Annotated in this window: 19 protein-coding genes and 2 pseudogenes; 12 read left to right on the forward strand and 9 right to left on the reverse strand. The window is 71.2% G+C overall.

Annotated features, from left to right (window positions below; translation table 11 throughout):
• Window positions 1-171: 171 nt before the first annotated feature.
• The 4 genes from OG485_RS29750 (at window position 172) to serA (ending at window position 5,612) form a co-directional block, all read left to right on the forward strand.
• Complete coding sequence (locus tag OG485_RS29750; RefSeq protein WP_328671594.1) at window positions 172-2,028, forward strand: acetolactate synthase large subunit; 1,857 nt, start codon at window positions 172-174, stop codon at window positions 2,026-2,028.
• A 20-nt stretch (window positions 2,029-2,048) separates the two neighbouring features.
• The gene (gene ilvN / locus OG485_RS29755; protein ID WP_037622651.1) at window positions 2,049-2,576 is read left to right on the forward strand and encodes an acetolactate synthase small subunit; all 528 of its coding nucleotides are present in this window, start codon (window positions 2,049-2,051) and stop codon (window positions 2,574-2,576) included.
• Between the two features lie 135 nt (window positions 2,577-2,711).
• Window positions 2,712-3,713 carry a ketol-acid reductoisomerase gene (ilvC, locus tag OG485_RS29760; RefSeq protein ID WP_326785360.1) on the forward strand — a complete coding sequence of 334 codons (1,002 nt, stop codon included), beginning with the start codon at window positions 2,712-2,714 and terminating at the stop codon, window positions 3,711-3,713.
• A 309-nt stretch (window positions 3,714-4,022) separates the two neighbouring features.
• Window positions 4,023-5,612 carry a phosphoglycerate dehydrogenase gene (gene serA / locus OG485_RS29765; protein ID WP_328671601.1) on the forward strand — a complete coding sequence of 530 codons (1,590 nt, stop codon included), beginning with the start codon at window positions 4,023-4,025 and terminating at the stop codon, window positions 5,610-5,612.
• A 102-nt stretch (window positions 5,613-5,714) separates the two neighbouring features.
• Here serA and OG485_RS29770 read toward each other — a convergent pair whose 3' ends face one another.
• Window positions 5,715-8,687: an ATP-binding protein gene (locus tag OG485_RS29770; protein WP_328671603.1), complete on the reverse strand. Its 2,973-nt coding sequence runs from the start codon at window positions 8,685-8,687 to the stop codon at window positions 5,715-5,717.
• A gap of 243 nt (window positions 8,688-8,930) precedes the next feature.
• Window positions 8,931-10,535 (reverse strand): MFS transporter, encoded by a 1,605-nt coding sequence (locus OG485_RS29775; RefSeq protein WP_328671605.1) that lies wholly within the window; start codon window positions 10,533-10,535, stop codon window positions 8,931-8,933.
• Window positions 10,536-10,645: 110 nt separating this feature from the next.
• Between OG485_RS29775 and OG485_RS29780 the strand changes: the two genes are divergently transcribed.
• Window positions 10,646-11,221 carry a TetR/AcrR family transcriptional regulator gene (locus OG485_RS29780; protein ID WP_328671607.1) on the forward strand — a complete coding sequence of 192 codons (576 nt, stop codon included), beginning with the start codon at window positions 10,646-10,648 and terminating at the stop codon, window positions 11,219-11,221.
• Window positions 11,222-11,314: 93 nt separating this feature from the next.
• Here OG485_RS29780 and OG485_RS29785 read toward each other — a convergent pair whose 3' ends face one another.
• Entirely contained in the window at window positions 11,315-12,628 is a 1,314-nt protein-coding gene (locus tag OG485_RS29785; protein WP_328671609.1) for an MFS transporter, read from the reverse strand.
• A gap of 47 nt (window positions 12,629-12,675) precedes the next feature.
• On the opposite strand from OG485_RS29785, the gene pdxR reads away from it, so the two are divergent.
• On the forward strand, window positions 12,676-14,112 hold the full coding sequence (pdxR, locus tag OG485_RS29790; RefSeq protein ID WP_328671611.1) for a MocR-like pyridoxine biosynthesis transcription factor PdxR: 1,437 nt from the start codon (window positions 12,676-12,678) through the stop codon (window positions 14,110-14,112).
• A gap of 198 nt (window positions 14,113-14,310) precedes the next feature.
• Here pdxR and OG485_RS29795 read toward each other — a convergent pair.
• The 3 genes and pseudogenes from OG485_RS29795 to OG485_RS29805 all read right to left on the reverse strand — a co-directional run.
• A pseudogene (locus OG485_RS29795) lies at window positions 14,311-14,550 on the reverse strand (helix-turn-helix domain-containing protein); the annotation flags it as partial.
• 352 nt (window positions 14,551-14,902) lie between these two features.
• A pseudogene (locus OG485_RS29800) lies at window positions 14,903-15,658 on the reverse strand (transposase family protein).
• 167 nt (window positions 15,659-15,825) lie between these two features.
• Entirely contained in the window at window positions 15,826-17,070 is a 1,245-nt protein-coding gene (locus OG485_RS29805) for a PucR family transcriptional regulator (RefSeq protein WP_328671613.1), read from the reverse strand.
• 165 nt (window positions 17,071-17,235) lie between these two features.
• On the opposite strand from OG485_RS29805, the gene OG485_RS29810 reads away from it, so the two are divergent.
• Window positions 17,236-18,162 carry a proline dehydrogenase family protein gene (locus OG485_RS29810; protein WP_328671615.1) on the forward strand — a complete coding sequence of 309 codons (927 nt, stop codon included), beginning with the start codon at window positions 17,236-17,238 and terminating at the stop codon, window positions 18,160-18,162.
• A 130-nt stretch (window positions 18,163-18,292) separates the two neighbouring features.
• Window positions 18,293-19,924 carry an L-glutamate gamma-semialdehyde dehydrogenase gene (pruA, locus tag OG485_RS29815; RefSeq protein WP_328671617.1) on the forward strand — a complete coding sequence of 544 codons (1,632 nt, stop codon included), beginning with the start codon at window positions 18,293-18,295 and terminating at the stop codon, window positions 19,922-19,924.
• Window positions 19,925-20,039: 115 nt separating this feature from the next.
• Here the strand turns inward: pruA and OG485_RS29820 are convergent, their stop codons facing one another.
• Together OG485_RS29820 and OG485_RS29825 are read right to left on the reverse strand one after the other, a co-directional pair.
• Window positions 20,040-20,246 (reverse strand): DUF5988 family protein, encoded by a 207-nt coding sequence (locus OG485_RS29820; protein ID WP_328447798.1) that lies wholly within the window; start codon window positions 20,244-20,246, stop codon window positions 20,040-20,042.
• Window positions 20,247-20,298: 52 nt separating this feature from the next.
• Window positions 20,299-21,216 (reverse strand): alpha/beta fold hydrolase, encoded by a 918-nt coding sequence (locus OG485_RS29825; RefSeq protein ID WP_328671618.1) that lies wholly within the window; start codon window positions 21,214-21,216, stop codon window positions 20,299-20,301.
• A 198-nt stretch (window positions 21,217-21,414) separates the two neighbouring features.
• Here OG485_RS29825 and OG485_RS29830 point away from each other — a divergent pair, with 198 nt between their 5' ends.
• Together OG485_RS29830 and OG485_RS29835 are read left to right on the forward strand one after the other, a co-directional pair.
• Window positions 21,415-21,957: a GNAT family N-acetyltransferase gene (locus tag OG485_RS29830; protein ID WP_328671619.1), complete on the forward strand. Its 543-nt coding sequence runs from the start codon at window positions 21,415-21,417 to the stop codon at window positions 21,955-21,957.
• 269 nt (window positions 21,958-22,226) lie between these two features.
• Window positions 22,227-22,358, forward strand: a complete 132-nt coding sequence (locus OG485_RS29835) for a hypothetical protein (RefSeq protein ID WP_328671621.1) — start codon at window positions 22,227-22,229, stop codon at window positions 22,356-22,358.
• Between the two features lie 112 nt (window positions 22,359-22,470).
• On the opposite strand, the gene OG485_RS29840 is transcribed toward OG485_RS29835, so the two are convergent.
• Entirely contained in the window at window positions 22,471-24,039 is a 1,569-nt protein-coding gene (locus OG485_RS29840; RefSeq protein WP_328674715.1) for a purple acid phosphatase family protein, read from the reverse strand.
• Window positions 24,040-24,214: 175 nt separating this feature from the next.
• Here OG485_RS29840 and OG485_RS29845 point away from each other — a divergent pair, with 175 nt between their 5' ends.
• Window positions 24,215-25,258, forward strand: a complete 1,044-nt coding sequence (locus tag OG485_RS29845; RefSeq protein ID WP_328671623.1) for a 3-isopropylmalate dehydrogenase — start codon at window positions 24,215-24,217, stop codon at window positions 25,256-25,258.
• A 278-nt stretch (window positions 25,259-25,536) separates the two neighbouring features.
• Window positions 25,537-26,625, forward strand: coding sequence for a branched-chain amino acid aminotransferase (locus tag OG485_RS29850; RefSeq protein ID WP_328671625.1), 1,089 nt, complete (start codon window positions 25,537-25,539; stop codon window positions 26,623-26,625).
• Window positions 26,626-26,710: the final 85 nt, after the last annotated feature.

The raw sequence follows: 26,710 nt of genomic DNA on the forward strand, positions 1-26,710 counted from the left end.
TGGAAAGCGCGTCGGCTGAAGCTAGGTGGTCACCGGAAAGTTCCGGAACACCCAGCGACCGCACCCGGCGCGCTCCCCTCGCTTGCCTCACGGCACGAGGGGTTTTTTGTTGCACAGGCACCAGTCGTACATCGCACAAAAGACGCAAAAACCCTCAGCATCGAGAAGAGAATGCCGATGACCGAGCAGGCCACCGGGGCCCACCATCCGCAGCCGCGGCCCCGTTCCGGAGGACACCAGTCCGCCCCCGAGCACGTCACGGGTGCGCAGTCCCTCATCCGCTCGCTCGAGGAGGTCGGGGCCGAGACCGTATTCGGCATCCCCGGCGGTGCGATCCTTCCGGCCTACGACCCGCTGATGGACTCCCGCCGGGTGCGGCACGTGCTCGTGCGCCACGAGCAGGGAGCCGGCCACGCGGCCACCGGCTACGCGCAGGCCACCGGCAAGGTCGGCGTCTGCATGGCGACCAGCGGCCCCGGCGCGACCAACCTGGTCACCCCGATCGCCGACGCGCACATGGACTCGGTCCCGCTCGTGGCGATCACCGGGCAGGTCGCGTCCAAGGCGATCGGCACGGACGCCTTCCAGGAGGCGGACATCGTCGGCATCACCATGCCGATCACCAAGCACAACTTCCTGGTCACCAAGGCCGAGGACATCCCGCGGACGATCGCGGAGGCCTTCCACATCGCCTCCACCGGCCGGCCCGGCCCGGTCCTCGTCGACATCGCCAAGGACGCCCTCCAGGCCCGGACCACCTTCCAGTGGCCGCCCACCCAGGACCTGCCCGGCTACCGCCCGGTCACCAAGCCGCACGCCAAGCAGATCCGCGAGGCCGCCAAGCTGCTCAGCCAGGCCAAGCGGCCCGTGCTGTACGTCGGCGGCGGCGTCCTCAAGGCGCACGCCACCACCGAGCTGAAGGTCCTCGCGGAACTCACCGGAGCGCCCGTCACCACCACCCTGATGGCGCTCGGCGCGTTCCCCGACAGCCACCCGCTGCACGTGGGAATGCCGGGCATGCACGGTTCGGTCACCGCCGTCACCGCGCTGCAGAAGGCCGACCTGATCGTCGCCCTCGGAGCCCGCTTCGACGACCGCGTCACCGGCAAGCTGGACAGCTTCGCCCCGTTCGCCAAGATCGTCCACGCCGACATCGACCCGGCCGAGATCGGCAAGAACCGCGCCGCCGACGTGCCGATCGTCGGAGACGCCCGCGAGGTCATCGCCGACCTGGTCCAGGCGGTCCAGAAGGAGCACAGCGAGGGGAACACCGGCGACTACACCGCCTGGTGGAGCGACCTCAACCGCTGGCGCGAGACCTACCCGCTCGGCTACGAGCAGCCCGACAACGGCCAGCTCTCGCCGCAGCAGGTCATCGAGCGCATCGGGCAGCTCGCCCCGGAGGGCACGATCTTCGCGGCCGGCGTCGGCCAGCACCAGATGTGGGCCGCGCACTACATCCAGTACGAGCAGCCCTCCACCTGGCTGAACTCCGGGGGCGCCGGAACGATGGGCTACGCGGTCCCGGCCGCGATGGGCGCCAAGGCGGGACAGCCGGACCGCACGGTCTGGGCGGTCGACGGCGACGGCTGCTTCCAGATGACCAACCAGGAACTCACCACCTGCGCCCTGAACAACATCCCGATCAAGGTCGCCATCATCAACAACGGCGCCCTCGGGATGGTCCGCCAGTGGCAGACCCTCTTCTACAACCAGCGCTACTCCAACACCGTGCTGCACAGCGGCCCGGACGCGGACGGCAAGCAGCCGAGCGCCGGCACCCGCGTCCCCGACTTCGTGAAGCTGTCGGAGGCCATGGGCTGCTACGCCATCCGCTGCGAGTCCCCGGAGGACCTCGACAAGGTGATCGAGGAGGCGAACTCGATCAACGACCGCCCGGTCGTGGTCGACTTCATCGTCCACGAGGACGCGATGGTGTGGCCGATGGTCGCCGCAGGCACCTCCAACGACGAGGTCATGTTCGCCCGGGACGTCCGCCCCGACTTCGGCGACAACGAAGACGACTGAGAGAGAGCCGAGTCAGACCCATGAGCAAGCACACCCTCTCCGTCCTCGTCGAGAACAAGCCCGGTGTCCTCGCCCGGATCACCGCCCTGTTCTCCCGGCGCGGCTTCAACATCGACTCCCTCGCCGTCGGTGTCACCGAGCACCCCGAGATCTCCCGCATCACCATCGTGGTGAACGTGATCGAGGAACTCCCGCTCGAACAGGTCACCAAGCAGCTGAACAAGCTCGTCAACGTCCTGAAGATCGTCGAGCTGGAACCCGGTTCGGCCGTTCAGCGGGAACTCGTTCTGGTGAAGGTGCGCGCCGACAACGAGACGCGCTCCCAGATCGTGGAGATCGTTCAGCTGTTCCGCGCCAAGACCGTCGACGTCTCCCCGGAGGCCGTCACGATCGAGGCCACGGGCGGCGCCGACAAGCTGGAGGCCATGCTCAAGATGCTGGAGCCGTTCGGCATCAAGGAGCTCGTCCAGTCCGGCACGATCGCGATCGGACGCGGGGCGCGTTCGATCACCGACCGGTCGCTGCGCGCACTGGACCGGTCGGCCTAAGCCAGGAAGACACCGGTCCACGGGCGGGCCGCTCACCCGGTCCGCCCGTATGCCGAGACCAGAGAACTTCACTTCCCCCGCCCGCCGTACGGTGGGACGCAACACCGGAAATACCGGAAAACAAGGAGAACCCCAGTGGCCGAGCTGTTCTACGACGACGACGCCGACCTGTCCATCATCCAGGGCCGCAAGGTCGCGGTCATCGGCTACGGCAGCCAGGGCCACGCCCACGCGCTGTCGCTGCGCGACTCGGGTGTCGACGTCCGCGTCGGTCTGCACGAGGGCTCCAAGTCCAAGGCGAAGGCCGAGGAGCAGGGCCTGCGCGTGGTGACGCCGTCGGAGGCCGCCGCCGAGGCCGACGTCATCATGATCCTGGTGCCGGACCCGATCCAGTCCCAGGTCTACGAGGAGTCCATCAAGGACAACCTCAACGACGGCGACGCGCTGTTCTTCGGCCACGGCCTGAACATCCGCTACGGCTTCATCAAGCCCCCGGCCGGCATCGACGTCTGCATGGTCGCCCCCAAGGGCCCGGGCCACCTCGTGCGCCGCCAGTACGAGGAGGGTCGCGGCGTCCCCTGCATCGCGGCCGTCGAGCAGGACGCGACCGGCAACGCCTTCGCGCTCACCCTCTCGTACGCCAAGGCCATCGGCGGCACCCGCGCCGGCGTCATCAAGACGACCTTCACCGAGGAGACCGAGACCGACCTGTTCGGTGAGCAGGCCGTCCTCTGCGGTGGCACCGCCGCCCTGGTCAAGGCCGGTTTCGAGACGCTGACCGAGGCCGGCTACCAGCCGGAGATCGCGTACTTCGAGTGCCTGCACGAGCTGAAGCTCATCGTCGACCTCATGTACGAGGGCGGCCTGGAGAAGATGCGCTGGTCCGTCTCCGAGACCGCCGAGTGGGGCGACTACATCACCGGCCCGCGCATCATCACGGACGCCACCAAGGCCGAGATGAAGAAGGTCCTCGCCGAGATCCAGGACGGGACGTTCGCCCGTAACTGGATGGACGAGTACCACTCGGGCCTGAAGAAGTACAACGAGTACAAGACCCAGGACGAGAACCACCTCCTGGAGACCACCGGCAAGGAGCTGCGCAAGCTCATGTCGTGGGTCAACGACGACGAGGCGTGAGCCCTACGACGGGGGGCCGGGGCGGCATGCTCCGGCCCCTTCGTCGAACCCCCGGTAACCCCGGTGGACACGGTGTTGGACATCCCGTCCAGCCACGGACGGGTGATCCTTCCGCGGAGGCGCAGGACGACCTCCACGGCGCCACTACACTGCTGCACATCAACAACGCGTCAGGCCCACAGCGTCGTGCGTCTTCCACGCGGCTCGAGCGGCTCCCCAGAAGTGCAGGCACACCCCGGGGCCGCTGTAAACCCTCCACCGCCTGCGGCCGTCGGGACGGCCGTCCGCATTGGACTTGTGAGGACTCACGTGAGCTCGAAACCTGTCGTACTCATCGCTGAAGAGCTGTCGCCCGCGACTGTGGACGCCCTGGGCCCGGACTTCGAGATCCGGCATGTGAACGGCGCGGACCGCGCCGAGCTGCTGCCCGCCATCGCCGACGTCGACGCCATCCTGATCCGTTCGGCCACCAAGGTCGACGCCGAGGCCGTCGCCGCCGCCAAGAAGCTGAAGGTCGTCGCACGAGCCGGCGTCGGCCTGGACAACGTCGACGTCTCCGCCGCCACCAAGGCCGGCGTGATGGTCGTCAACGCCCCCACCTCCAACATCGTGACCGCGGCCGAGCTGGCCTGCGGTCTCCTTCTCGCCACCGCGCGGCACATCCCGCAGGCCAACACGGCGCTGAAGAACGGCGAGTGGAAGCGCAGCAAGTACACCGGTGTCGAGCTCGCCGAGAAGACCCTCGGTGTCGTCGGCCTCGGCCGCATCGGCGCGCTCGTCGCGCAGCGCATGTCGGCGTTCGGCATGAAGGTCGTCGCCTACGACCCCTACATCCAGCCCGCGCGGGCCGCGCAGATGGGCGTGAAGGTCCTCACCCTCGACGAGCTGCTCGAGGTCTCGGACTTCATCACCGTGCACCTGCCGAAGACCCCCGAGACCCTCGGTCTCATCGGTCACGAGGCCCTGCACAAGGTCAAGCCGACGGTGCGCATCGTCAACGCCGCGCGCGGCGGGATCGTCGACGAGGCGGCGCTGTACGCGGCGCTCAAGGAGGGCCGCGTCGCCGGCGCCGGCCTCGACGTGTACGCGAAGGAGCCCTGCACGGACTCCCCGCTCTTCGAGCTCGACGAGGTCGTCTGCACCCCGCACCTCGGCGCCTCCACGGACGAGGCGCAGGAGAAGGCCGGTATCTCCGTCGCCCGCTCGGTGCGCCTCGCCCTCGCCGGTGAGCTCGTCCCCGACGCGGTCAACGTCCAGGGCGGCGTCATCGCCGAGGACGTCAAGCCCGGTCTGCCGCTCGCCGAGAAGCTCGGCCGCATCTTCACCGCCCTCGCGGGCGAGGTCGCGGCCCGCCTCGACGTCGAGGTGTACGGCGAGATCACCCAGCACGACGTCAAGGTGCTCGAACTCTCCGCGCTCAAGGGCGTGTTCGAGGACGTCGTCGACGAGACCGTGTCGTACGTCAACGCCCCGCTGTTCGCGCAGGAGCGCGGCGTCGAGGTCCGGCTGACCACGAGCTCGGAGTCTCCCGACCACCGCAACGTGGTCACCGTGCGCGGCACGCTCGGCGACGGCCAGGAGATCTCGGTCTCCGGCACGCTGGCCGGTCCGAAGCATCTGCAGAAGATCGTCGCCGTCGGCGAGTACGACGTGGACCTCGCGCTCGCCGACCACATGCTCGTGCTCAAGTACGAGGACCGTCCCGGTGTCGTCGGCACCGTCGGTCGCATCATCGGCGAGGCCGGCATCAACATCGCCGGCATGCAGGTCGCCCGCGCGGCCGTCGGTGGCGAGGCCCTCGCGGTCCTCGCCGTCGACGACACCGTGCCGCAGGGTGTCCTCACCGAGCTGTCCGAGGAGATCGGCGCGACGTCGGCGCGGTCGGTCAACCTCGTCTGAGGCGGATCCGCGACGGCTTGCCGTGCGCGAGCGAGGGCCGGGACACCCGCGGGTGTCCCGGCCCTCGTGCGTCGCGGGACGTCCTGGTCCGCGGCGGCCCGCTCACGCGGACGGTGTCGTCTCCGGCTGGATCAGGCCCTCGCGGTAGGCGATGGCCACGGCCTCGGTCCGGCTCGCGGCACCCAGCTTGGCGAGGATGTTGGAGACATGGACGCTCGCCGTCTTGCCGCTGATGAACAGCTCCTCGCCGATCTGGCGGTTGGTGCGCCCGTGGCCGAGCAGCCGCAGCACGTCGCTCTCCCGGGCGGTCAGTGTGGCGACGCGCTGCTCGGCGGCCGGTGACCGGGTGAGGCGGCCGCGCCGCAGAAGCGCCTCCAGGGCCTCGCGCAGCGGCACCGCGCCGAGCCGTACGGCGGTGTCGTGGGCCGCGCGGGCCTGTTCGCCGGCCTCCTCGCGGCGGCCCGCCGCGAGGAGGGCCTCGGCGAGCCGCCGTCTGCTCCTGGCCAGCTCGTACGGATCGCCGTAGCCGAAGGCCGCGACGGCCCGTTCCCACGCCGCGACGTCCGGTCCCGTGCGGGCGCGCAGCGACTCCGCCTCGGCACGGGCGAACCAGGCCAGGCCCTCGGGCCCCTGCTCGGCTTCCTTCCCGCCCCGGTCCGCCGCGGTCCCGGCCAGCTCCATCAGCTCGGTCGCGGTGTCCGCCCAGCGCTCGCCGCCGGCCACGTCGCCGCAGCGGCGCGCCTCCTCCGCCGCGTCCGCGACCGCCGCCAGCGCGAGCGCGGCGAGCCGCGCCACGACCGGCGGCGGGCCGGTGCCGGAGACGTCGGTGAGGTCCTCGGCCGCGGTGCGCAGCCGCCGTACGGCCTCCTCGGCGTCGCCGCTCCGGGCCGCCGCGTCGGTCAGGACGATGCTCGCGACGAGCGTCGACATCCAGTCGAACGGCCGGTCGAGCAGGGCGCGGGCTCCGGCGACGGCCGCCTCGTGCTCACCGCGGGCGAGGGCGACGTACAGGGCGGGGCCCGTCGCGAACCCGGCCGCCGTCGGCAGCAGTTCGGCGTCGTCGGCGGCCGCCCGCGCGCACGCGTCCCAGCGGCCCAGCGTGTACAGCACCAGCGACTGGAGATAGAGCAGCTCCAGGGCGTACGGCGAGGGGAGGAGACCGGCGCGGCGGGCCCGGCCCACACCGTCGCCGAGCCAGGTCAGGCACTCCTCCAGGTCACCGGATTCGTAAGCCCCGATCGCCAGGTTGAACAGCGCACGCATCTCCACCGGGAAGTTCCCGGCGCCGTGGGCCAGTTCACGAGCCCGACGCAGGCGTTCGCGGCCCTTCGGGGTGCGCCGGTTGTCCGCTTCCATACCGACCAGGGAGATCGTCAGGTCGGCCTGGGCGTCGGCCAGCCGGAGCTGTTCGGCGGTGGCGAGCGCCTGCCGGGCGACCCGCTCGGCGTCCTCCTCCCGCCCCACGAGGCGGGCCGCCATGACATGGGTCGCCGCCGCCCACACCCAGGTGTACGAGGGCGGTTCGGCGGGGATCAGGGCGAGCGCCTCGCTGCTGTACGTGAACGCGTCCTTCAGGCTGTCGATCCGCATCAGGTTGCCCGCGAGGGTGTACCGGACCCGGGCGGCGAGCTCGGAGTCGGCGTCCGAGCCGGCCCTGGCGAGCGCGTCACGGGTGAGGTGGACCGCGCGATGCGTCTCCCCGGCGCTGGCGGCGGCGGCCGAGGCGCGCAGCGTGAGGGCGACCGTGCCGCCGTCGGGGCGGACACCGGCGTCCACCGCGGGCCACAGTTCGAGCGCGGCCTCCAGGTGGCGCAGTTCCTCGGCGGGGGCGCCGACGCGCTGGGCGTGATCGGCGGCTTCGAGGGAGGCGGTGAGCGCGTCGGCCAGGTCGTGGCTCTCGCGTGAGTGGTGGGCGCGCTCCGCCGCGTTCTTCGCCGAACGGGCGTCTCCCGCGAGAAGTCCGGCGAACTGGCGGTGCAGCCGGACGCGTTCACCGGGCAGCAGGTCCGCGTACACGGCCTCGCGGGTGAGCGCGTGCCGGAACGAGTACGTCGCGTCGTCCCCCGGGACCAGGAGCTGGTGGCCGACGGCCTCGCGCAGCGCCGACTCCAGTTCGTCCTCCGGGAGTTGTACGGCGCCACGCAGCAGTTCGTGCTCGACGCGCCGCCCCGCGACGGCCGCCGTGCGCAGCACCTGCTGGGCGGTGCCGGAGAGTTGCTCGATGCGGATGAGCAGGAGGTCGGCCAGTCCGCTGGGCATGGCGGGGGAGACGCGGGCGTCGTCGCCGGGCAGCGCGGCGAGCAGCTCCTCGGCGTAGAAGGCGTTGCCCTCGGCGCGCTCGACGATGCTTTTGACCGTGGTGTCGGAGACCGGGCCGGTGCGCAGCGCGCGCACGAGCCGGGCCACGTCGGCGTCGCCCATGGGCCGCAGCTCCAGCCGGTCGACGGCCGGCAGCCGGATCAGCTCGGCGAGCAGGGGGCGCAAAGGGTGGCGGCGGTGCAGGTCGTCCGCTCGGTACGAGGCGAAGACCGCGAGACGCCGGGCGGGGCTGCCGGCCCCGGGCCGCTGGAGCACGCCCCGGCTGAGCAGGAAGCGGAGCAGGTCGCGGGAGGACTGGTCCGCCCAGTGGAGGTCCTCGAGGATCAGCAGGAGCGGGGTGATGTCGGCCAGGTCGGCGAGGAGACCCGTGATGGCCTCGAAGAGCCGGAGCCGGCCGCCGGCGTCGGGTGCGCCGCCGGGCCCCGGACCGGAGCCGGTCAGCCGGTCCACCGCCGGGTGGGCCGCGAACGCCGGAGCGAAGCGGTCGTCCTCGGCCGCGGCGCCCAGGATCTCCGTGAAGGGGAGGTAGGGCAGGCCCACGTCGCCGAGGTCCACACAGTGCCCGGTCAGGACGGTCGTCCCGGAGGCGGCCGCCCGCGCGGCGGCCTCCGTCAGCGTGCGGGTCTTGCCGACGCCGGCGTCTCCGGCCACCAGGACCGTGCGCGGTTCGCCGCCCCTGGCGCGCTCCAGCACGCCGGTGAGCCGGGAGAGTTCGTCATCCCGGCCGATGAACGGCGTACCGAATGTCTGTGTCACACGCCCATCCTGGCACGCCCCGCCGACAACTCCCCGGCGCAGCCGCCCTGATCGCGGCACACGCCGGTGACCGGCCGGGCGGGATTCTGCCCGCGGCTTCCCGGTGCCGGGCGGCTTTCCGGTGCCTGCGGATGCCTGGCCGGGAGGGGCCCTTCCGGCACATGCGTCCGCCGGGCGGGCCGGAGTTCTCCGGCCCGCCCGGCGGACGGGCGTTCAGGTCGCCGTTCGCCCGGTGAGCGGGCCTCAGGCGGGAGTCAGACCGTTGTTCTGCTCCGAAGCCGCCGCCTGGAGCGGCTCGCCGGTCCCGGCGTCGACGACATCGCCACTCTCGCGCACCGCCACCTTGCGCAGGCTCGCCGTGGCGAGGACGGCGGCGCCCAGCAGCAGGACCGTGCCCGCCACGGCCGCCGCCTGCATGCCGTGGGTGAACGCCTCCCGTGCGGCGTCGGTCAGCGCCCGCCCGGCGTCGCCCGGCAGCTGTCCGGCCACGGCCAGCGCGCCGCCCAGCGTCTCGTGGGCCGCGGCCGGGACGCCGGCCGGGATGTCGTGGCGGTAGACCGCCGTGCCGATGGAGCCCAGGACCGCCATGCCGAGGGCGCCGCCGAACTCGGCGCCGGTCTCCAGCAGGGAGGCGGCGGCGCCCGTGTTGCCGAGGGGCACGGTGCCGAGGGCCAGGTCCATCATCTGCGACATCACGGTGACGATCCCGGAGGCGAGGACGCCCGCGCCGGCCAGTACGAGCCACAGGGAGTCGGTGCCGGCGAGGGCCAGCAGGCCGTAGCCGCAGGCGGCGACGACGAATCCGCCGGAGACGACGTGGGCGCGGTGGACGCCCTTCTGCACGAGCTGCGCGGCGACCGGCGCGGCCACACCCACCAGGACGGTGGGAAGCAGGGACCACAGGGCGGCCGCCATGGAACTCTTCCCGAGCACCGACTGGAGGTACTGGGTGGTGAAGAACGCCGAGCCCATCATGCCGAAGGACGAGATCAGGTTGAGGACGACCGCGGGTGCGAAGCCGCGGCCGCGGAACACGGCGGGGGAGATCAGCGGCGACTTCGCGGTGCGCTGGCGGTGGACGAACAGGGCGGCGAAGACCAGGCCGACGAGGACCGAGACGACGTACTCGGTCTTCCAGCCCTCGGACGGGATCTCCTTGACGCCGTAGATCACCGGCAGGACGGCGGCCATCGACAGCGGAACGCTCAGCAGGTCGAAGCGGCCGGGCTCCGGGTTCCTGGACTCGGGCAGCAGGAACGGGCCGAGGACCAGCAGCAGCGCCATCGCGGGCAGGTTGACCAGGAAGACCGAGCCCCACCAGAAGTACTGGACGAGGACTCCGCTCATCACCGAACCGAGGGCGATGCCGCCGGTCATGACGCCGGACCACAGGCCGATCGCCTTCGTGCGCTGTCCGGGGTCGGTGAACATCGTCCGGATGATCGCCATGGTCGACGGCATCAGGGTCGCGCCGCCCACACCGAGGAGCGCGCGGGCCGCGATCAGCATCTCGGCGCTGTTCGCGTAGGCGGCCAGCACCGAGGCGGTACCGAACGCGGCGGCGCCGAACAGGAGCAGCTTGCGGCGCCCGATGCGGTCGCCGAGCGAGCCCATCGTCATCAGCAGCCCGGCGAGCACGAACGCGTAGATGTCGAAGATCCACAGCTGCTGGGTGCCGCTCGGCTCCAGGTCCGCGCTGATCGAGGGGATCGCGAAGTAGAGGACGGACACGTCCATCGAGACCAGGAGCAGCGGAAGCATCAGGACTCCGAGGGCGGTCCATTCGCGGCGGCCGGCCAGGGCGCCCGGGGCGCCGGAGGCGGTAGTCGTGCTCGTCGGGTTCGTCATGACAGCGACTGTACGGACGTCTTAAACGCTTGTCTAGTACGAGCGTTTAAGACGTTCGTTTTTGACGACCGTATGGGACGCTTGTCTGAATCGCGGGTATGCTGGCGGGCATGGGACACCGTGAGGATCTGCTCGAAGGCGCCAAGCGCTGCCTGCTGGAAAAGGGCTTCGTGCGCACCACGGCGCGCGACATCGTCAAGGAGTCGGGGACGAACCTGGCGTCCATCGGCTACCACTACGGGTCGAAGGACGCGCTGCTCGCGCAGGCTTACATCGCGCTGGTGGAGGAGATGCCCTTCGACGGCGACGGGGTGACCGGGATCAGCGGTGCGCCCGGCTCGCTGGAGCGGTTCCGCGAGGTGTGGTCGAACATCGTCGGCACCATGCGCGAGCCCGGCTCGCTGTGGCGGCTCAGCATGGAGGTCATGACCATCGAACTGCCCGAGGTGCGCGACCATCTGGCCCGCGCCCAGCGGGAAGGCGGGCGGGGCCTGGTCGCGATCCTCATGGGCGTGCCCGAGGAGGAGGTGACCGACGAGTCCGCGGACACGCTCGGCCGCTTCTACCTGACCCTGATGACGGGCCTCATCGCGCAGTGGACCTTCGACCCGAAGACCGCCCCGGACGGGGACGCCCTGACCGAGGGGCTGCGGCGGGTGATCGAAGGGGTGCGCGAGGCGGGGTGAACGGGGGAGGGCCCTCACCTGCCGTCACGTCACGGGAGGACCGCCGTCGCCCGGCGACGGCCCTCGTTCCCGGCCGGCCGCGACCGTTCCCCCTCATTCCCGAGGGGTGGGGGCACGCAGGTCCCGGAGAGCTGGGATCAGCGCCACCAGCATCAGGACACCCGTGACGGTGAACGCCACCGGGTACCCCACCGGTGCCGCCAGGACTCCGAAGCCGAGGGCGCCGACGCCCATGCCGCCGTCGTAGGCGAGATTCCACAGCGCGCTGACCGTGCCGTAGCCGGAAGCGGAGACCCGTGCGTACATCAGGCTCAGCGTGGCGTTCTGCGCGATGCCGAAGCCGGCTCCGAAGACGGCCACCCCGGCCAGGACGGCGACCGGGCTCCCGGTGAACGCGGTGATCAGCGTGCCGCCGGCCGACAGGAGCAGGCCCGGCAGCACGAGCCCCGCGGGCCCGTGCCGGTCACCGTACCGGCCCGCCGCCCACCGGGCCGCCGTCGACGCCGCGGGCTGGACGAAGAGGGCCACCGCGACGACCCCGGAGGCGGCGGCGGGGACCGCCAGCGGCAGGAAGGTGACGACGATGCCGGTCGCCAGGGCCGTGGTCGCGAAGACGGCCGCGGGCCGGGCCAGGGCGCCGGTTCGCAGCGCCACCACCATCCCCACGGGCTTCTCCGACGCCCGGTCCCGGTCTGGCAGGGCCGGCACCGACGCGACGGCGGCGAGCGCGGCCACGCCCGCGGCGAGGGCGACCGGGGTGAAGCCCACGTGCCCGGCCAGCCACATGCCCAGCGGCAGAGCGATCAGCGACGGCACGCCCGAGACCACGCCCACCAGCGCCAGCCCCTCGCCCCGCCGCTCGGCCGGGATCAGCGAGGCGGTCAGCGCGCCGCCGGCCACCAGTGTCAGCGCGAAGCCGAGGCCGCGGACCAGGCAGACCAGCACGATCCACACCAGGGAGTCCGAGAGAGTCAGGAGGAGCGCCGGCGCCCCGAGCAGCACGAGACCGGCGACCAGCGCGACCCGGTAGCCGTACCTCCCGACCAGCCGAGGTCCGGCCAGTTCACCGAGCACGGTGGACAGCATCAGCGCACCGGTGGCCGGGCCCGCCCCCGACGCCGTGGCGTAGGCGGGGACGACCGACAGCAGCAGGAAGAAGCTCACCGAGGCCCCGATCATGCTCACGAAGCGGAGCATCAGGGGCCGGGTGACCAGCGGCGGCCGACCGGCGGCCCCCTCGACCGGAGCCGCCGCGGCCGCCGCGGTCGCCGGGTCCGCGGATGCCGTGGCGGGAGCGCGGGCCGGGGCCAGGGTTGGTGCCGGGGAGGCGGCCGAGGGCGGCGTGGGTGCCGGGACCGGCGTCCGCGCGGCCGGCCGGGAGCTCCGTGGCATCGAGGAAGGCGTCATGGGAACGACCGTAGATTCCGGCCGGACCGCCGGTAAGCTCCAATTCCATGCCTCCGCAGTGGGCCGGTTCGTCACCCGAGCTGCTGCTGTCCGTCGACCGGGACAGTGGCGAGCAGCTCCGCGCCCAGCTGGAGCGACAGCTCCGCGACGCGATCCGTACGGGCCGGCTCGGCGCCGGAGAACGGCTCCCCTCCTCCCGCGGACTCGCCGCCGAACTCGGTCTGTCGCGTGGCCTCGTCCAGGACTGCTACGCCCAACTCCAGGCGGAGGGCTACCTGGTGACCCGCGTCGGCTCCGCCACCCGGGTCGCCGAGGGAGCGCACGTACCGCCCGCGACCGCCTCCCGGGACCGGGGGACCCCGCGCCTGATCGCCGATTTCCGGCACGGCGTACCGGACTTGGGGAGTTTCCCGCTCGCCGACTGGCTCCGGGCGACCCGCGAGGCGGCCCGCACGATGCCGACGGCGGACCTCGACTACGGCGATCCGCGCGGGAGTTCGGTGCTGCGCGAGGTGGTGGCCGGATATCTGCGCCGGGTGCGCGCGGCCGCGGCCGACCCCGAGCGGATCGTCGTCTGCTCCGGGTACGCGCAGGGGCTCGGACTGACGCTGCGCACCCTGGCGCACACCGGTGTACGGGTGGTGGCGTACGAGGATCCCGGCGGTCCCGCCACCGCGTCGGCCGCCGCCGGGGCAGCGGGACTGAAGGCCGTGCCCGTCCCGGTCGACGAGGACGGCGTCGACGTGCGCGCGCTCGACGCGACCGGGGCCCGCGCCGTCATCGTGACCCCGGCCCACCAGTGGCCCACCGGGGTCGTCCTCGCCCCCGAACGCCGGATCGCCCTGATCGAGTGGGCCATGCGGCGGGACGCGTACGTCATCGAGGACGACTACGACGCCGAGTTCCGCTACGACCGGGAGCCGGTGGGCGCCCTCCAGGGGCTGGCCGCGGACCGGGTCGTGTCGATCGGCACCGTCAGCAAGTCGCTCGCCCCGGCGCTGCGCATCGGCTGGATCCTCTGTCCGCCCGCGCTCGCCGCCCCGCTGACGGAGGCCAAGCGCCTCACCGACCGCGGCTCCCCGACCCTCGACCAGCTCGCCCTCGCCCGGCTGATCGAGTCCGGGCGCCACGACCGCCATCTGCGCCGGATGCGCACGGTCTACGCGGCCCGGCGCGACGCCCTGGTCGACGCGCTGGCCGCGCACGCTCCCGAGGTCCGGCTCACCGGGCTGGCCGCCGGCTTCCACGCGGTCCTGCACCTGGCACCGGCCGCCGACGAGCGGGCCGTCGTCGCCGCGGCCCGGGAGCGCTCCGTCGGCCTGTACGGCATGAGCCCGTGCCGCTCGGACCGGGCGACGACACCGGCCCGGCTGGTGCTCGGCTTCGGTGACGTGGGGGAGCGGGCGATCGCCGAGGGCGTCGCGGCCGTCGGCGACCTGCTGACCGGCGAGGCCCGCCCGCCGGGCAAGCCGGGCACCCGCTAGAGCCGGGCACCCGCAACGAAGCAGGTGGAGCCCGGAAATGTGCGGCAGCTGCGACCTCAGAAGTCGCCGCATGAAGGGTGGGGCCCGCTCTACGACCGTGTCGGAACTGCCGAGCTGCTGGGCATCTCACCCGCCGACGCAGAGAAGCGTGGTGAGGTGCGCGAGTTGCTGATGGTGAGTACGACCGAAGGAGGTCTCCAGGACGTCGATTGCCTCGGCTACGTACCGGTGCGCGGTGGCGACGCCCACTTGGAAGGCGGCGGCCAGGCGAGTGTAGGTGTCCCCACAGCGCAAGTGAGCCAGGGCCAGGAGAGCCTGACGTCCTGTTGACAGCCGCCGCCAGCGGGTTCGCAGCTGGATGCGTCGCGCGGCGAGGTGCCGGGCCAGCAGGCGCAGGGCCGAACTGGACAGGTCGATCGCGGACCGGTAGACAAGCACGACGAAGCTCCTGGAAGGCTACGGGTGATCTTGGTCGTGAACCCGTCTATCAGGAGCTTCACTGCTACGTACAGCCCGACAGCATCAACTGCATTTGCCTGACCACAGGTTGGAAAAGGCTCACTGTCCGCAGTCCTGGCGGTGGCTCATCTGAGACGTCCAATGCGCCAGGCTCCCGTGGCCGCGTCCGGATGAGGTAATCAGAACCCAATTATAGGTCGCTGTAAGCCGCTTACTAAATCTGATCTACGACACCAATTCGAGGCCCGGCACCACACCCGAAACTCCCCACGCCCTTGGGTTCCGAGTCAGGCGTTGCCGCTTGAGACCCCTCACTGAGCGTTTTCCAACCTCACGCTGATGCGTGGTGAAGGACGACTACTGCCTTCACGACGTTGGTAATGCGGTTGGTGCTGCAGCGGAGTTTCCGCAGGAGCCGCCAGCCCTTGAGGGTGGCCATGGCCTGCTCGCCAAGGCAACGGATCTTGGCGTGGGTGGTGTTGTGGCGGCGCTTCCACTGCTTGAGGCGGCGGCCCTGAAACGGGACCCGGACGGGCCTGCCGGCTCCTTGGTACGCCTTGTCCGCCCAGCACTTGAGGCCCGCTGCGGTGAGGGCGTCGATGATCCCGTGCTGCCGGGCGGCGGTCAGGTCGTGGGTCGAGCCGGGCAGAGCTGGCGAGGCCCAGAGCAGCCGTCCGAACGGATCGGTGAGGACCTGGATGTTCATGCCGTGGCGTTTGTGTTTCCCGGAGTAGTACGGGGTGTCGGCGGCGATGCGGTCGATGGGCAGCAGGGTGCCGTCGAGGATGACGAACGCCTTCGTCCGGATGGTCTTCATCGCCTCGGCCAGGGTCGGGGCGAGGGCGGCCAGGACCTCGATGGCCTCACGTATGTAGCGGTAGACGGTTGCGATCCCGATGCCGAACCCAGCCGCGAGCTGGGTGTAGGTGTCGCCGCACCGCAGGTGGGCCAGGGCGAGCAGGGCCTAACGTGCCACGGGAAGCCGCCGCCACCGCGTCCCGATGTCCCGATGCCTGGCCGTCAGTTGTCCGGCCAGGAACTGCAGGGTGCGGGTGGACAAGTCGATCGAGGACGGGTAGACAAGCACGCGAAGCTCCTGGCGGACACGGGCGATCTTGGTCGAGAACCCGTCTACCAGGAGCTTCGTCGTTGCGCAGGACTGTCCAACTGGCGGTCAATGCCGCCAGCTTGGAAGAGGCTCACTGCTAACGAACTGCCTTCGCTGCTAACGAAGTCGCGGACCCTAGAAGGCCCTTAGAGCCGCGCCCCCTTCAACGCCATGTGCAGCAGCAGCCGGTCCTCGCCGTCGTCCAGGTCGAGGCCGGTGAGCTGTTCCACGCGGGACAGGCGGTAGTAGAGCGTCTGGCGGTGGATGCCCAACTCGGCCGCCGTGCGCCCGGCCTGGCCCGCACGGTCGAGGAACACCTCGGCCGTGCGCGCGAGTTCGCGGTGCGCGGTGCCCAACAGGGTGTTCACGGCGGGGTCGTGGGCCGCGTCCGGCGGCAGGGCGGTCAGGAGCCGGAAGGGGCCGATCGCCCCCCACTCGGCGACCGGACCGAGCCGGGGTTCGGCCAGCGCCGCGCGCGCGGCCGCGGCTGCCTCGCGCCAGGCGGCCCCCAGCTCCCCGAGCCCCTCCCGGGCCCCCGCGACCCCGGCGGCCGCCGTCCCGCCCGGGGAGGCGGTTCCCGGACCGCCGCCGGGGACGGCGCCCTCGCCGCGGACGCCCGCGGCCTCCCGTACGAACCGGCCGGCCGCCGTCAGCGCCGGAGTCAGGACGTCGGGCGAACGCAGCCGGACCAGCAGGGCCAGGCTCTGGCCGGTGGTGCCCCACGGGATGGTGCACAGGGCGGTCGTACCCGGCACCGAACGGGCGGAAGGGGCGTCGTCCGGGTCGGCCGAGGGCCACGGGGCCACGCACACCACCGTGTGCAGGCCGTCGCCGCGCGGGCCGAGCGCCGTGCGCAGTTCGGCCACCGCCATGTCCCGCTGCCAGCCGCGCTCGGCGGTCAGGACGGCACGCAGCTCCCGGGTGAGATCCGCGCCGGCCTGCGCCTCGTCCGCGAGCAGCGCGCCGATGCGGGAGGCCACCTGCATCGCCCCCGCGAGCTGGGCGTCCGTGGGGCCCGGGTCGTCGTCGAGCAGCCAGACATAGCCGAGGACGACGCCCCGGTGACGTACAGGGAGACAGATCCGCCCCCGGTAGACCCCGGCCTCGGGGGTCGGCGGGATACGGACGGGCCCGGTCGCGCGGGTGATGCCGAAGCCCTCGAACCAGGTGCGGACCGCGGTGGTGGAACGCCGGGTGAGGATCGAGCGGGTGCGCACGGGGTCCAGGGCGGACGGGTCGAGGTCGCCCTCGCTGTCGTACGCACCGAAGGCGATCAGCTCGAAATCGCGGTTCTCCAGCGTCGCCGGGACGCCGAGGAGCGCCGAGATCTCGTCGACCAGCTCTTGGTAGTCGCCTCTGTGTTCACCGCTCACCCCGGCATTCTCGCGCATTTCCGCGAGCCCTTCATACATATGTCTGAGATCCGGGGCAGGGATGCGTGACAGCTGTCGATGGCCCAGGATCGTAGACATCCCTAGGTTTCACGGTGGTTCTCCGTGCCGTACCCGAATCGTCGGGACGCGGCCTCCTGCTGACTTTCGTTGTGGAGGTGCCCCGTGCTGGGTCCCGTGATTCTCGCCGCCTCGCGCAGCGACAAGATGCGCCGTCTGATCTCGGCCGCCCCGGTGACCAAGCCGGTCGTCGACCGCTTCATCCCCGGTGAGACCGTCGACCAGGTCGTCCCGATCATCAAGGACCTCACGGGCAAGGGCCTGGAAGTCACGATGGACGTCGTCGGCGAGGACATCACGACCCCCGAGCAGTCGTACGCCGCCCGTGACGCGTACCTGGAGCTGATCGGCCGCCTCGAAGAGCTCGGCCTCGGCACCAAGGCCGAGATGTCGATCAAGCTGTCGATGTTCGGGCAGGCGCTGGAGGGCGGTCACGAGCTGGCCCTCGCGAACGTCCGTCCGGTCGTCGAGGCCGCCGCCGCCATCGGCACCACCGTCACGCTGGACGCCGAGGACCACACCACCCTCGACTCGATGTTCGCGATCCACGAGGAACTGCGGAAGGACTTCCCGCAGACCGGCTGCGTGATCCAGGCCTACCTCTTCCGCACCGAGGCCGACGCCCGCCGCCTCGCCGGGAGCGGCAGCCGCGTCCGTCTGGTGAAGGGCGCCTACAAGGAGCCCGCCGAGGTCGCGTACCAGCAGAAGGCGGAGACCGACAAGGCGTACGTCCGCATCCTGAAGATCCTGATGGAGGGCGAGGGGTACCCGATGATCGGGTCCCACGACCCCCGTCTCATCTCGATCGCCCAGGAGCTGGCGCGGACGGCCGGGCGCAAACTGGACGAGTACGAGTTCCAGATGCTCTACGGCATCCGCAGCGACGAGCACCTGCGGCTCGCCGCCGAGGGCCACCGCATGCGCGTCTACACCGCGTACGGCACCGACTGGTACGGCTACTTCATGCGGCGCCTGGCGGAGAAGCCGGCCAACCTCGTGTTCTTCCTGCGAAGCATGATCACACGTGGCTGATTCCACTTGGCTGTGCCGCGGCTTCGGCCGGGGGTCCGGGGGTTGTCCCCCGGGCAGGCACAGCGCCCGCTCGATCCTCACCAAGGGCTGAGACCGAACCACCCGCTCGACTCAAGGAGTTACGGAAAAAATGGACGCTGTGACCCAGGTCCCCACCCCCGTCAACGAGCCGGTGCACGGCTACGCCCCCGGCTCGCCCGAGCGCGCCCGCCTGGAGGCGAAGCTCAAGGAGCTGGCCGAGAACCCGATCGACCTGCCGATGACCATCGGCGGCGAGCGGCGCATGGGCGGCGGTGACCGTTTCGACGTCGTGCAGCCGCACAACCACAAGGCGCGCATCGGCACGTACGCCAACGCCACGCAGCAGGACGCCCAGGACGCCGTCGACGCGGCCCTCGCCGCCGCTCCCGCCTGGCGCGCGATGGCCTTCGACGACCGCGCCGCGATCATCCTGCGCGCCGCCGAGCTGCTGGCCGGTCCCTGGCGCGAGACGCTGGCCGCCTCCACCATGCTCGGCCAGTCGAAGACCGCCCAGCAGGCCGAGATCGACACCCCCTGCGAGCTCGTCGACTTCTGGCGCTTCAACGTCCACTACGCCCGCCAGATCCTCGCCGAGCAGCCGCCGGCGAACTCCCCGGGCGTGTGGAACCGCATGGACCACCGTCCGCTGGAGGGCTTCGTCTACGCGATCACGCCCTTCAACTTCACGGCGATCGCCGGCAACCTGCCCACTGCTCCGGCGCTCATGGGCAACGTCGTCGTCTGGAAGCCGTCCCCGACGCAGACCCACGCCGCCGTGCTGCTGATGCAGCTCCTGGAGGAGGCGGGCCTGCCCAAGGGCGTCATCAACCTCGTCACCGGTGACGGCATCGAGGTCTCCAAGGTCGCCCTGGAGCACCGCGACCTCGCCGGCATCCACTTCACCGGCTCGACCAAGACCTTCCAGTACCTGTGGAAGACGGTCGGCAACAACATCGAGAAGTACCGCTCCTACCCGCGTCTGGTCGGCGAGACCGGCGGCAAGGACTTCGTCGTCGCCCACCCGTCGGCGGACCGCGCGGTCCTCAAGACCGCCCTGACCCGGGGTTCCTTCGAGTACCAGGGCCAGAAGTGCTCGGCGAGCTCCCGCGCCTACGTCCCGGCCTCCATCTGGAACTCCGGTTTCAAGGAGGAGTTCGCGGCCGAGGTCGACGGACTGACCATGGGTGACGTCACCGACCTGTCGAACTTCATCGGCGCGGTCATCGACGAGCGCTCGTTCGCCAAGAACAAGGCGGCCATCGACCGCGCGAAGGCCGACCCGACCTGCACGATCGTCGCGGGCGGCTCGTACGACGACTCCGTCGGCTACTTCGTGCGCCCGACCGTCGTCGAGTGCTCGGACCCGGAGAACGAGGTCTTCACGACCGAGTACTTCGGCCCCTTCCTCGCCGTGCACGTCTACGAGGACGAGAAGTACGACGAGATGCTGACCCAGATGGAGTCGGCGTCCGACTACGCGCTCACCGGCGCGGTCATCTCCGGCGACCGCGCGGCGGCCGCGTACACGATGGACAAGCTCCGCTACGCGGCGGGCAACTTCTACATCAACGACAAGTCGACCGGCGCCGTCGTCGGCCAGCAGCCCTTCGGCGGCGGCCGTGCCTCCGGCACCAACGACAAGGCGGGCGCCCCGCAGAACCTGATGCGCTGGACGCTGACCCGCGCCATCAAGGAGACGCTGGTTCCGCCGACCGACTACGGCTACCCGCACATGGGCTGACAGCCGAACGCGGCCGCCGGCCCCCGGGCCGGCCGCCCGTCACCCACTCCGCCCCCGCCCCACGGTCTCCCCCGTCCGTGGAGCGGGGGCGGTTCCGGTTCCCGGCCCCGCGGAGCTACCCGGGCAGCTCCGTCCGCTCCCACCACTCGTACACGGGCAGCCTGCCCTCCGGCGAGTCCGCGTGACGCGGGGTCGGCCTGAAGTGCTCGTATCCACCGCGCAACTCGATCTTCACGTCCGATCCGGGGTCCGGGGCCGGGACGATCCGTTCGGGCAGGTCGTCCGGGCCGCCCTCAAGCAGTGCTCTGGTCGTGTCGCTCATGCCGTCACCGTTTCCCGTTGCCGGAGCCCGATGTGGCATGCCGCGCCGAGGATCAGTCGTGCGGGTGACGCGCTTCGCGGCCGTCGGCCGTCGCGCCGCGGCCGAGGAAGTCCCTGATGAGGGCCGCGATCTGGGCCGCGTGCGTCTCCAGGGCGAAGTGCCCCGTGGGGAGCAGATGGATCTCGGCGTCCGGGAGGTCGCGGCGGAAGGCGAGCGCTCCCTCCGGGACGAAGATCTCGTCGCCGCCTCCCCAGACGGCCAGGAGCGGGACCTGGCTGGTGCGGAAGTACTCCTGGAACGCCGGGTAGAGCGCGAAGTTGGAGCCGTAGTCGGAGATCAGGTCGAGCTGGATCTCCGGCTGGCCGGGGCGGGCCATCAGAACGGTGTCGTGCTCGTAGGCGTCGGGGCTGACCAGGGTCGGGTCCGGCACGCCGGTCAGGTACTGCCACCGGATCCCGTCCGGGCCGCTGATCGCCCGGACCGGCGCCTCCGTCGCGGGGGTGCGCTCCGCGATCAGCGCCAGCACCGGCGCCCAGGCGTCCGCGCCCAGCCCCTCCTCGTACGCGTTGCCGTTCTGCGTGATGATCGCGGTCACCCGCTCGGGGTGCGCGAGCGCCAGGCGCAGGCCGATCGGGGCGCCGTAGTCCTGGATGTAGAGCGCGTACTCCTTGAGGCCGAGCTGCTCGGTGAACTCCCCGGTGATCTCGGCCAGGCGGTCGAAGGAGTACGGGAAGTCGGCGGCCGCCGGGGCGTCCGAGCGGCCGAAGCCGAGGTGGTCGGGGGCGATCAGGTGGTAGCGGTCGGCGAGCAGCGGCAGCAGGTCCCGGAACATGTGCGAGCTGGCCGGGAAGCCGTGCAGCAGGAGCAGGACGGGAGCGTCCGCGGGGCCCGCCTCGCGGTAGGCGATGCGGTGGCCGCCGACGGTGGTGGTGCGGTGGTGGACCGGGTGCTGGACCGGGTGGCTGCGCATGATCGGATCCCCTAACCCCTGAAAGTCTTCTTGGTGGTGAGAGCAGTCCAGCATGCTCACGCCTAACCGGTCAAGATGTTTTTAAAGGTTAGATCTCCAGAGGTGGCCGCCGTGAAGGGCCGCGCCGAGGTTGCCGTCGCCTGCCGGCCGGTGGGCCGGAGGGCTGGGATTCCCGTCTCCCGTGTGAATACTGACCGCATGGCCACCCGACTGCGGATCGCCCATACGGCGGATCTCGGCACCGCCGAACTCCGCGCCGCACGCGCCCTGTTGGAGGACGCCTTCGACGGGGACCTCAGGGACGAGGACTGGGACCACGCGCTCGGGGGCCTGCACGTCCTGGTCCGTGACGGCCGGGGTCTCGCGGCGCACGGCTCGGTGATCCAGCGGCGCGTCCTGCACCGCGGCCGCTCGCTGCGGGTCGGATACGTGGAGGCGGTCGGCGTACGCGCCGATGTGCGCCGTACGGGGCTCGGCGGACGGGTGATGGCCGAGCTGGAACGGATCATCGAGGGTGCGTACGGACTCGGCGCGCTCTCCGCGAGCGAGGACGGGGCCGCTCTCTACGCGGCGCGGGGCTGGCGGCTCTGGCCGGGTCAGGTGTGCGTGCTGGCTCCGGGCGGGGCCGTCCGCCTCCCCGAGGAGGAGGGTGCCACCTTCGTCCGCCCCGGCACCGTGCGGGGCCCCCTCGACCCGACGTACGCGCTGGTCTTCGACTGGCGCGAGGGTGACGTGCTCTGAGTGAAACCCCAGGTCGCGGCCGTGTGACGTAATCCGCCGTCTCAGATAGTAGGAAGTCCGAGTAATTGTGGAGACAGATGCGCGGTCCTCACCTAGCTTGGTAGGAGCCGAACGTCTCGCTCGACCAAGCGAATGGCGGTCGTGAGCCGGAGCCCTTGGCAGGCAACCCCTGCGGCACCGCTCCCCGCCCCTTCCGGCGTCTCGTAAATCCCTCATCGCACTTCCGGCCGCCCGTGCGGGCGCCGTCGGAGGCAAGGAGTCGATTCATCATGGCCGAGACGACCGTCCGCCGAGTCCGTCACCTCACTCGCACGAGCAGCGAGTCCGACCGCAAGAACGCCGCCGCCGCGCTCCAGCGCGCCCTCGACCGCAGGGACAACGGCGGAGCGACGGGCCACTGAGGCCCGCCGCCCTCGTATCCGGGAGCCGCGCCCGTGAAAGGTGCGGCGTGGGGCGGTGCCCCGCGCCGCACCTCGCCCCGGCTGCGCCGGACGCCGTACGGTGCCGTGGCCTTCAGCTTCCGCGCCGCACCTCGAAGTGGTCGATGCGCTCGCCGCTCTGGGCCAGCGCCGACACCGTGAGCCGGGGCGAGGGTCCCGCCTGCGCCTCCACCGAGAGGAAGGAGAAGCCGGTGTACCGCACCCTGGACCACTCCACGGTGTCCGCCTTCTGCTGCTTCGACTTCGTCCAGTGGAAGGTCTCGACGGCCTCGCGCCGCGTGACCTTGCCCTCGTAACTGTCCTTGACCCCGACGGGGAAGCGGTAAAGGCTCTTGCCCGCGCCGCCCGCCGTGACGTAGACGATCCCGTCCCGGGTCGGATCGGTCGAGGCGCCCACCGGCACCTGCTTGCCCACCTTGCCGCCCTTGATGGCGTCGGTGCGCTCGTACACATGGTTGTGTCCGTTGATCACCAGGTCCACCTGGTGCTTGGCGAACAGCGGCACCCAGGCGTCACGCACCCCGCCGTCCGAGGCGTGCGTCGACGTCGAGTAGGCGCAGTGGTGGAAGAAGACGACGACGAAATCGGCCTGCCGGCGCAGCTCCCCGAGCCGCTTGTCGAGCCAGGCCGTCTGCCTGCCCTCCGAGTAGCCCTTGTTGGCCGGGATCTCGTACGACACGTCGTTGGCGTCCAGCGCGACGATGCCGACGTTGCCGTAGACGAACGAGTAGGCGCCCGGTGCGTTGCGGGGGTCGAAGCCGTTGCCGGGCAGTGTCCAGCGTGCCGACTGGCCGCCGTAGCCGTTCGGCGAGTACCAGGCCTCCATGTCGTGGTTGCCGGTCGTCACCATCCACGGAACCGTCTTCGCGACCGTCTCGGTCTGCTTGAGGAACAGGTCCCAGGCGGCCGGGTCGTAGACGTCCGACTCCTGGCCGAGCCCGATCCCGTCCGCGTAGCAGATGTCGCCCGCGTGCAGATGAAAGGCGGGACCGCGGCCGAGGAGCACCTTGTCGTTGGCCAGCGCGTCGGGGGTGACGCCCTGGTCGCCGAAGGCGGTGAACACGAACTTCTCGGGGTGCGCGGGCGCCGTGCGGAAACGGCCGATCGTGGAGTGCCGCGCCTTGCTCGCCGGGTCGAAGCCCTCGTGGCCGACGCCGTAGTAGTACGTCGTCCCGGGGCGCAGCCCGTCGAGCGCCGCGTGCAGGTAGTACTGGTCCAGGGCCGCCCGCTGCCCGGTGAGGCCCGGTGTGTGCAGATGGCGGACCTCGGCCTCGATCCTGTGGCTCAGGGCCCAGGGGGTCGGGCCCACCCGGATGTAGGGCTTCCTGACCGCGAACGGCACCTGCCAGGAGATCCGCATCTGGGTCTTCGGGTCCGCGCCGAAGGCGAGGTGGCGGCCGAACGGAGTGACGGCGGCGCCGGGGATCCGGCTGGTGGCCGGGTTCGGCGAGGAGCCGGACGCCACCCGCGCGGTGGCCTCGGCGCCCTGGGCGCAGCCGGCCAGCAGCCCGCCGCCCGCGAAGGCGCTCGCCGCGACGAGTGCCCGGCGCCGTGTGAGCCGTGTCCGCAGGTACTCGTACTGCTCCGGCATGCTCAGTTCGCGTGCGAGTTCGCGGGGGATGCCGACATCGGGGACGGGCAGCTCGGGGGAAGTCCCCGTGGAGGGAGCGGTCATGTCTGGAAAGTTCCCACCCTGCGCCAACGGCGTTCATACATACGGGTGAACGTGTGTCGAAGGGTAGACGTGCTGCGACACCGGCCCGTCCGTATGGCGGACATCGCGTGTCATTCCATGGGACACGGAGTACGGTGCCGTCATGTCTCGCAGCATCGATCTCGCAGTGATCCCCGGTGACGGCATCGGCCAGGAAGTCGTGGCCCAGGGGCTCAAAGTCCTCTCCGCCGTCCTCCCGCAGGACGTGAAGCTGGAGACCAAGGAGTTCGACTTCGGCGCCCGGCGCTACCACGCCACCGGTGAGACCCTCACCGACGCCGACCTCGACGCCCTGAAGGGGCACGACGCCATCCTGCTGGGTGCGATCGGTGACCCCTCGGTCCCGTCCGGTGTCCTGGAGCGCGGTTTCCTGCTCAAGCTCCGCTTCGCCTTCGACCACCACGTGAACCTGCGTCCCTCGAAGCTCCTGCCGGGGGTCGAGACCCCGCTGGCCGGCCAGCCCGCGATCGACTTCGTCGTGGTCCGTGAGGGCACCGAGGGCCCGTACACGGGCAACGGCGGCACCATCCGCAAGGGCACGCCGCACGAGGTCGCCACCGAGGTCTCCGTCAACACGGCGTTCGGTGTCGAGCGGGTCGTCCGTGACGCGTTCGCCCGCGCCCAGGCCCGCCCGCGCAAGAAGCTGACGCTGGTCCACAAGAACAACGTGCTGACCTTCGCGGGCCACCTCTGGACCAACGTCTTCAACAAGGTGGCCGAGGAGTTCCCCGAGGTCACCACCGACTACATCCACGTGGACGCGGCGACGATCTTCCTCGTCACGCAGCCCGAGCGCTTCGACGTGATCGTCACCGACAACCTCTTCGGCGACATCATCACCGACCTCGCCGCGGCCGTCTCCGGCGGCATCGGCGTCGCCGCCTCGGGCAACATCAACCCGAGCGGCGAGTTCCCCTCGATGTTCGAGCCCGTGCACGGCTCGGCGCCCGACATCGCGGGCCAGGGCAAGGCCGACCCCAGCGCCACCGTCCTGTCCGTCGCCCTGCTGCTGCGCCACCTCGGCTACGAGACCGAGGCGGCCCGGATCGAGGAGGCCGTCGCGGCCGACCTCGCCGAGCGGGTCGGCAAGCCCGCCCGCAGCACCGAGGAGATCGGCGACGCGCTCGCCCTGCGAGTAGCCGGCTGACCCGGCGCACCACCTACGTTCCGTAGCAAGCCGCCGGGTCGCATCCGCACCCGGCGGCTTTGCTGTGCCCTCGCCGGGTGCCACCATCAGTCCCTGGGCCATCCCTGGGTCATTCCCAGGGCCGTATTCACACCGTTTTCGTCCACGGTCCTCCGCGCGCGATAATCGGGAGCGGAGCCGCGGAATGAGGGAATGTTCGGACGTCCTAGCACTGGCCACGGGCAGTTCGGGCGTGAGCGCGGCCCGTCACATACAACCGGTGAAGGACAAAACCACTCATGACGCAGCCCACGATCGAGCTCAAGCCCTCCGCCAGTCCGCTCTCCGCCGCCGAGCGCGAGGCGATCCTGGTCAACCCCGGGTTCGGCCGCCACTTCACCGATCACATGGTGACCATCAAGTGGACCGAGGGCCGTGGCTGGCACGACGGCCAGCTCGTCCCGTACGGACCGCTCTCCCTCGACCCGGCGAACATGACCCTGCACTACGCGCAGGAGATCTTCGAGGGCCTCAAGGCCTACCGCCGGCCCGACGGCTCCGTCGCGACGTTCCGTCCCGACAAGAACGCCAAGCGCTTCCAGGCCTCCGCCCGCCGGCTCGGCATGCCCGAGCTGCCCGTGGAGACCTTCGTCGAGGCCTGTGACGCGCTCGTCCGCCAGGACCGCGACTGGGTTCCCGCGCACGGCGGCGAGGAGTCCCTCTACCTGCGTCCCTTCATGATCGCGACCGAGGTCGGCCTCGGCGTGAAGCCCGCCAACGAGTACCTCTTCCTCGTCATCGCCTCGCCCGCCGGCGCCTACTTCGCGGGCGGCGTGAAGCCGGTGTCGATCTGGCTCTCCGAGGACCGCGTCCGCGCCGTTCCCGGTGGCATGGGCGACGCCAAGACGGGCGGCAACTACGCCGCCTCGCTCCTCGCCCAGAAGGAGGCCGCCGCCAAGGGCTGCGACCAGGTCTGCTACCTCGACGCGGTCGAGCACAAGTGGATCGAGGAACTCGGTGGCATGAACCTGTACTTCGTGTACGGCGACAGGATCGTCACCCCGTCCCTCACCGGCTCCATCCTGGAGGGCGTCACCCGCGACTCCCTGCTGACCGTCGCCCGCGACCTCGGCTACACCGCCGAGGAGGGCCGCGTCTCCATCGACCAGTGGCAGACCGACGCCGAGAACGGCACCCTCACCGAGGTCTTCGCCTGCGGCACCGCCGCCGTCATCACCCCCGTGGGCAACGTCAAGCGCGCCGGCACCGAGTGGCACCAGTCCGGCGGCGAGCCCGGCAAGGTCACCCTCCGCCTCCGTGAGGCCCTCCTCGACATCCAGCGCGGCATCACCGAGGACACCCACGGCTGGATGCACCCCCTGGGCTGATCCGCCCGCACCCTCAGCCGGTCCCCGTCTCCCCGACAGGGGTGCGGGGACCGGCTGTTCGTTCGACGCGTAGCGCCCCGGCGAC

Source organism: Streptomyces sp. NBC_00328 (genome assembly GCF_036139655.1).
Taxonomy (GTDB): Bacteria; Actinomycetota; Actinomycetes; order Streptomycetales; family Streptomycetaceae; genus Streptomyces.

Bases quoted from the DNA above. Each gene is read 5' to 3' on its own strand.
- OG485_RS29750 (WP_328671594.1), top strand. From the start codon at position 172: ATGCCGATGACCGAGCAGGCCACCGGGGCCCACCATCCGCAGCCGCGG.
- ilvN (WP_037622651.1), top strand. From the start codon at position 2,049: ATGAGCAAGCACACCCTCTCCGTCCTCGTCGAGAACAAGCCCGGTGTC.
- OG485_RS29775 (WP_328671605.1), bottom strand. From the start codon at position 10,535: ATGACGAACCCGACGAGCACGACTACCGCCTCCGGCGCCCCGGGCGCC.
- OG485_RS29780 (WP_328671607.1), top strand. From the start codon at position 10,646: ATGGGACACCGTGAGGATCTGCTCGAAGGCGCCAAGCGCTGCCTGCTG.
- OG485_RS29785 (WP_328671609.1), bottom strand. From the start codon at position 12,628: ATGACGCCTTCCTCGATGCCACGGAGCTCCCGGCCGGCCGCGCGGACG.
- pdxR (WP_328671611.1), top strand. From the start codon at position 12,676: ATGCCTCCGCAGTGGGCCGGTTCGTCACCCGAGCTGCTGCTGTCCGTC.
- OG485_RS29805 (WP_328671613.1), bottom strand. From the start codon at position 17,070: ATGCGCGAGAATGCCGGGGTGAGCGGTGAACACAGAGGCGACTACCAA.
- pruA (WP_328671617.1), top strand. From the start codon at position 18,293: ATGGACGCTGTGACCCAGGTCCCCACCCCCGTCAACGAGCCGGTGCAC.
- OG485_RS29820 (WP_328447798.1), bottom strand. From the start codon at position 20,246: ATGAGCGACACGACCAGAGCACTGCTTGAGGGCGGCCCGGACGACCTG.
- OG485_RS29825 (WP_328671618.1), bottom strand. From the start codon at position 21,216: ATGCGCAGCCACCCGGTCCAGCACCCGGTCCACCACCGCACCACCACC.
- OG485_RS29830 (WP_328671619.1), top strand. From the start codon at position 21,415: ATGGCCACCCGACTGCGGATCGCCCATACGGCGGATCTCGGCACCGCC.
- OG485_RS29835 (WP_328671621.1), top strand. From the start codon at position 22,227: ATGGCCGAGACGACCGTCCGCCGAGTCCGTCACCTCACTCGCACGAGC.
- OG485_RS29845 (WP_328671623.1), top strand. From the start codon at position 24,215: ATGTCTCGCAGCATCGATCTCGCAGTGATCCCCGGTGACGGCATCGGC.
- OG485_RS29850 (WP_328671625.1), top strand. From the start codon at position 25,537: ATGACGCAGCCCACGATCGAGCTCAAGCCCTCCGCCAGTCCGCTCTCC.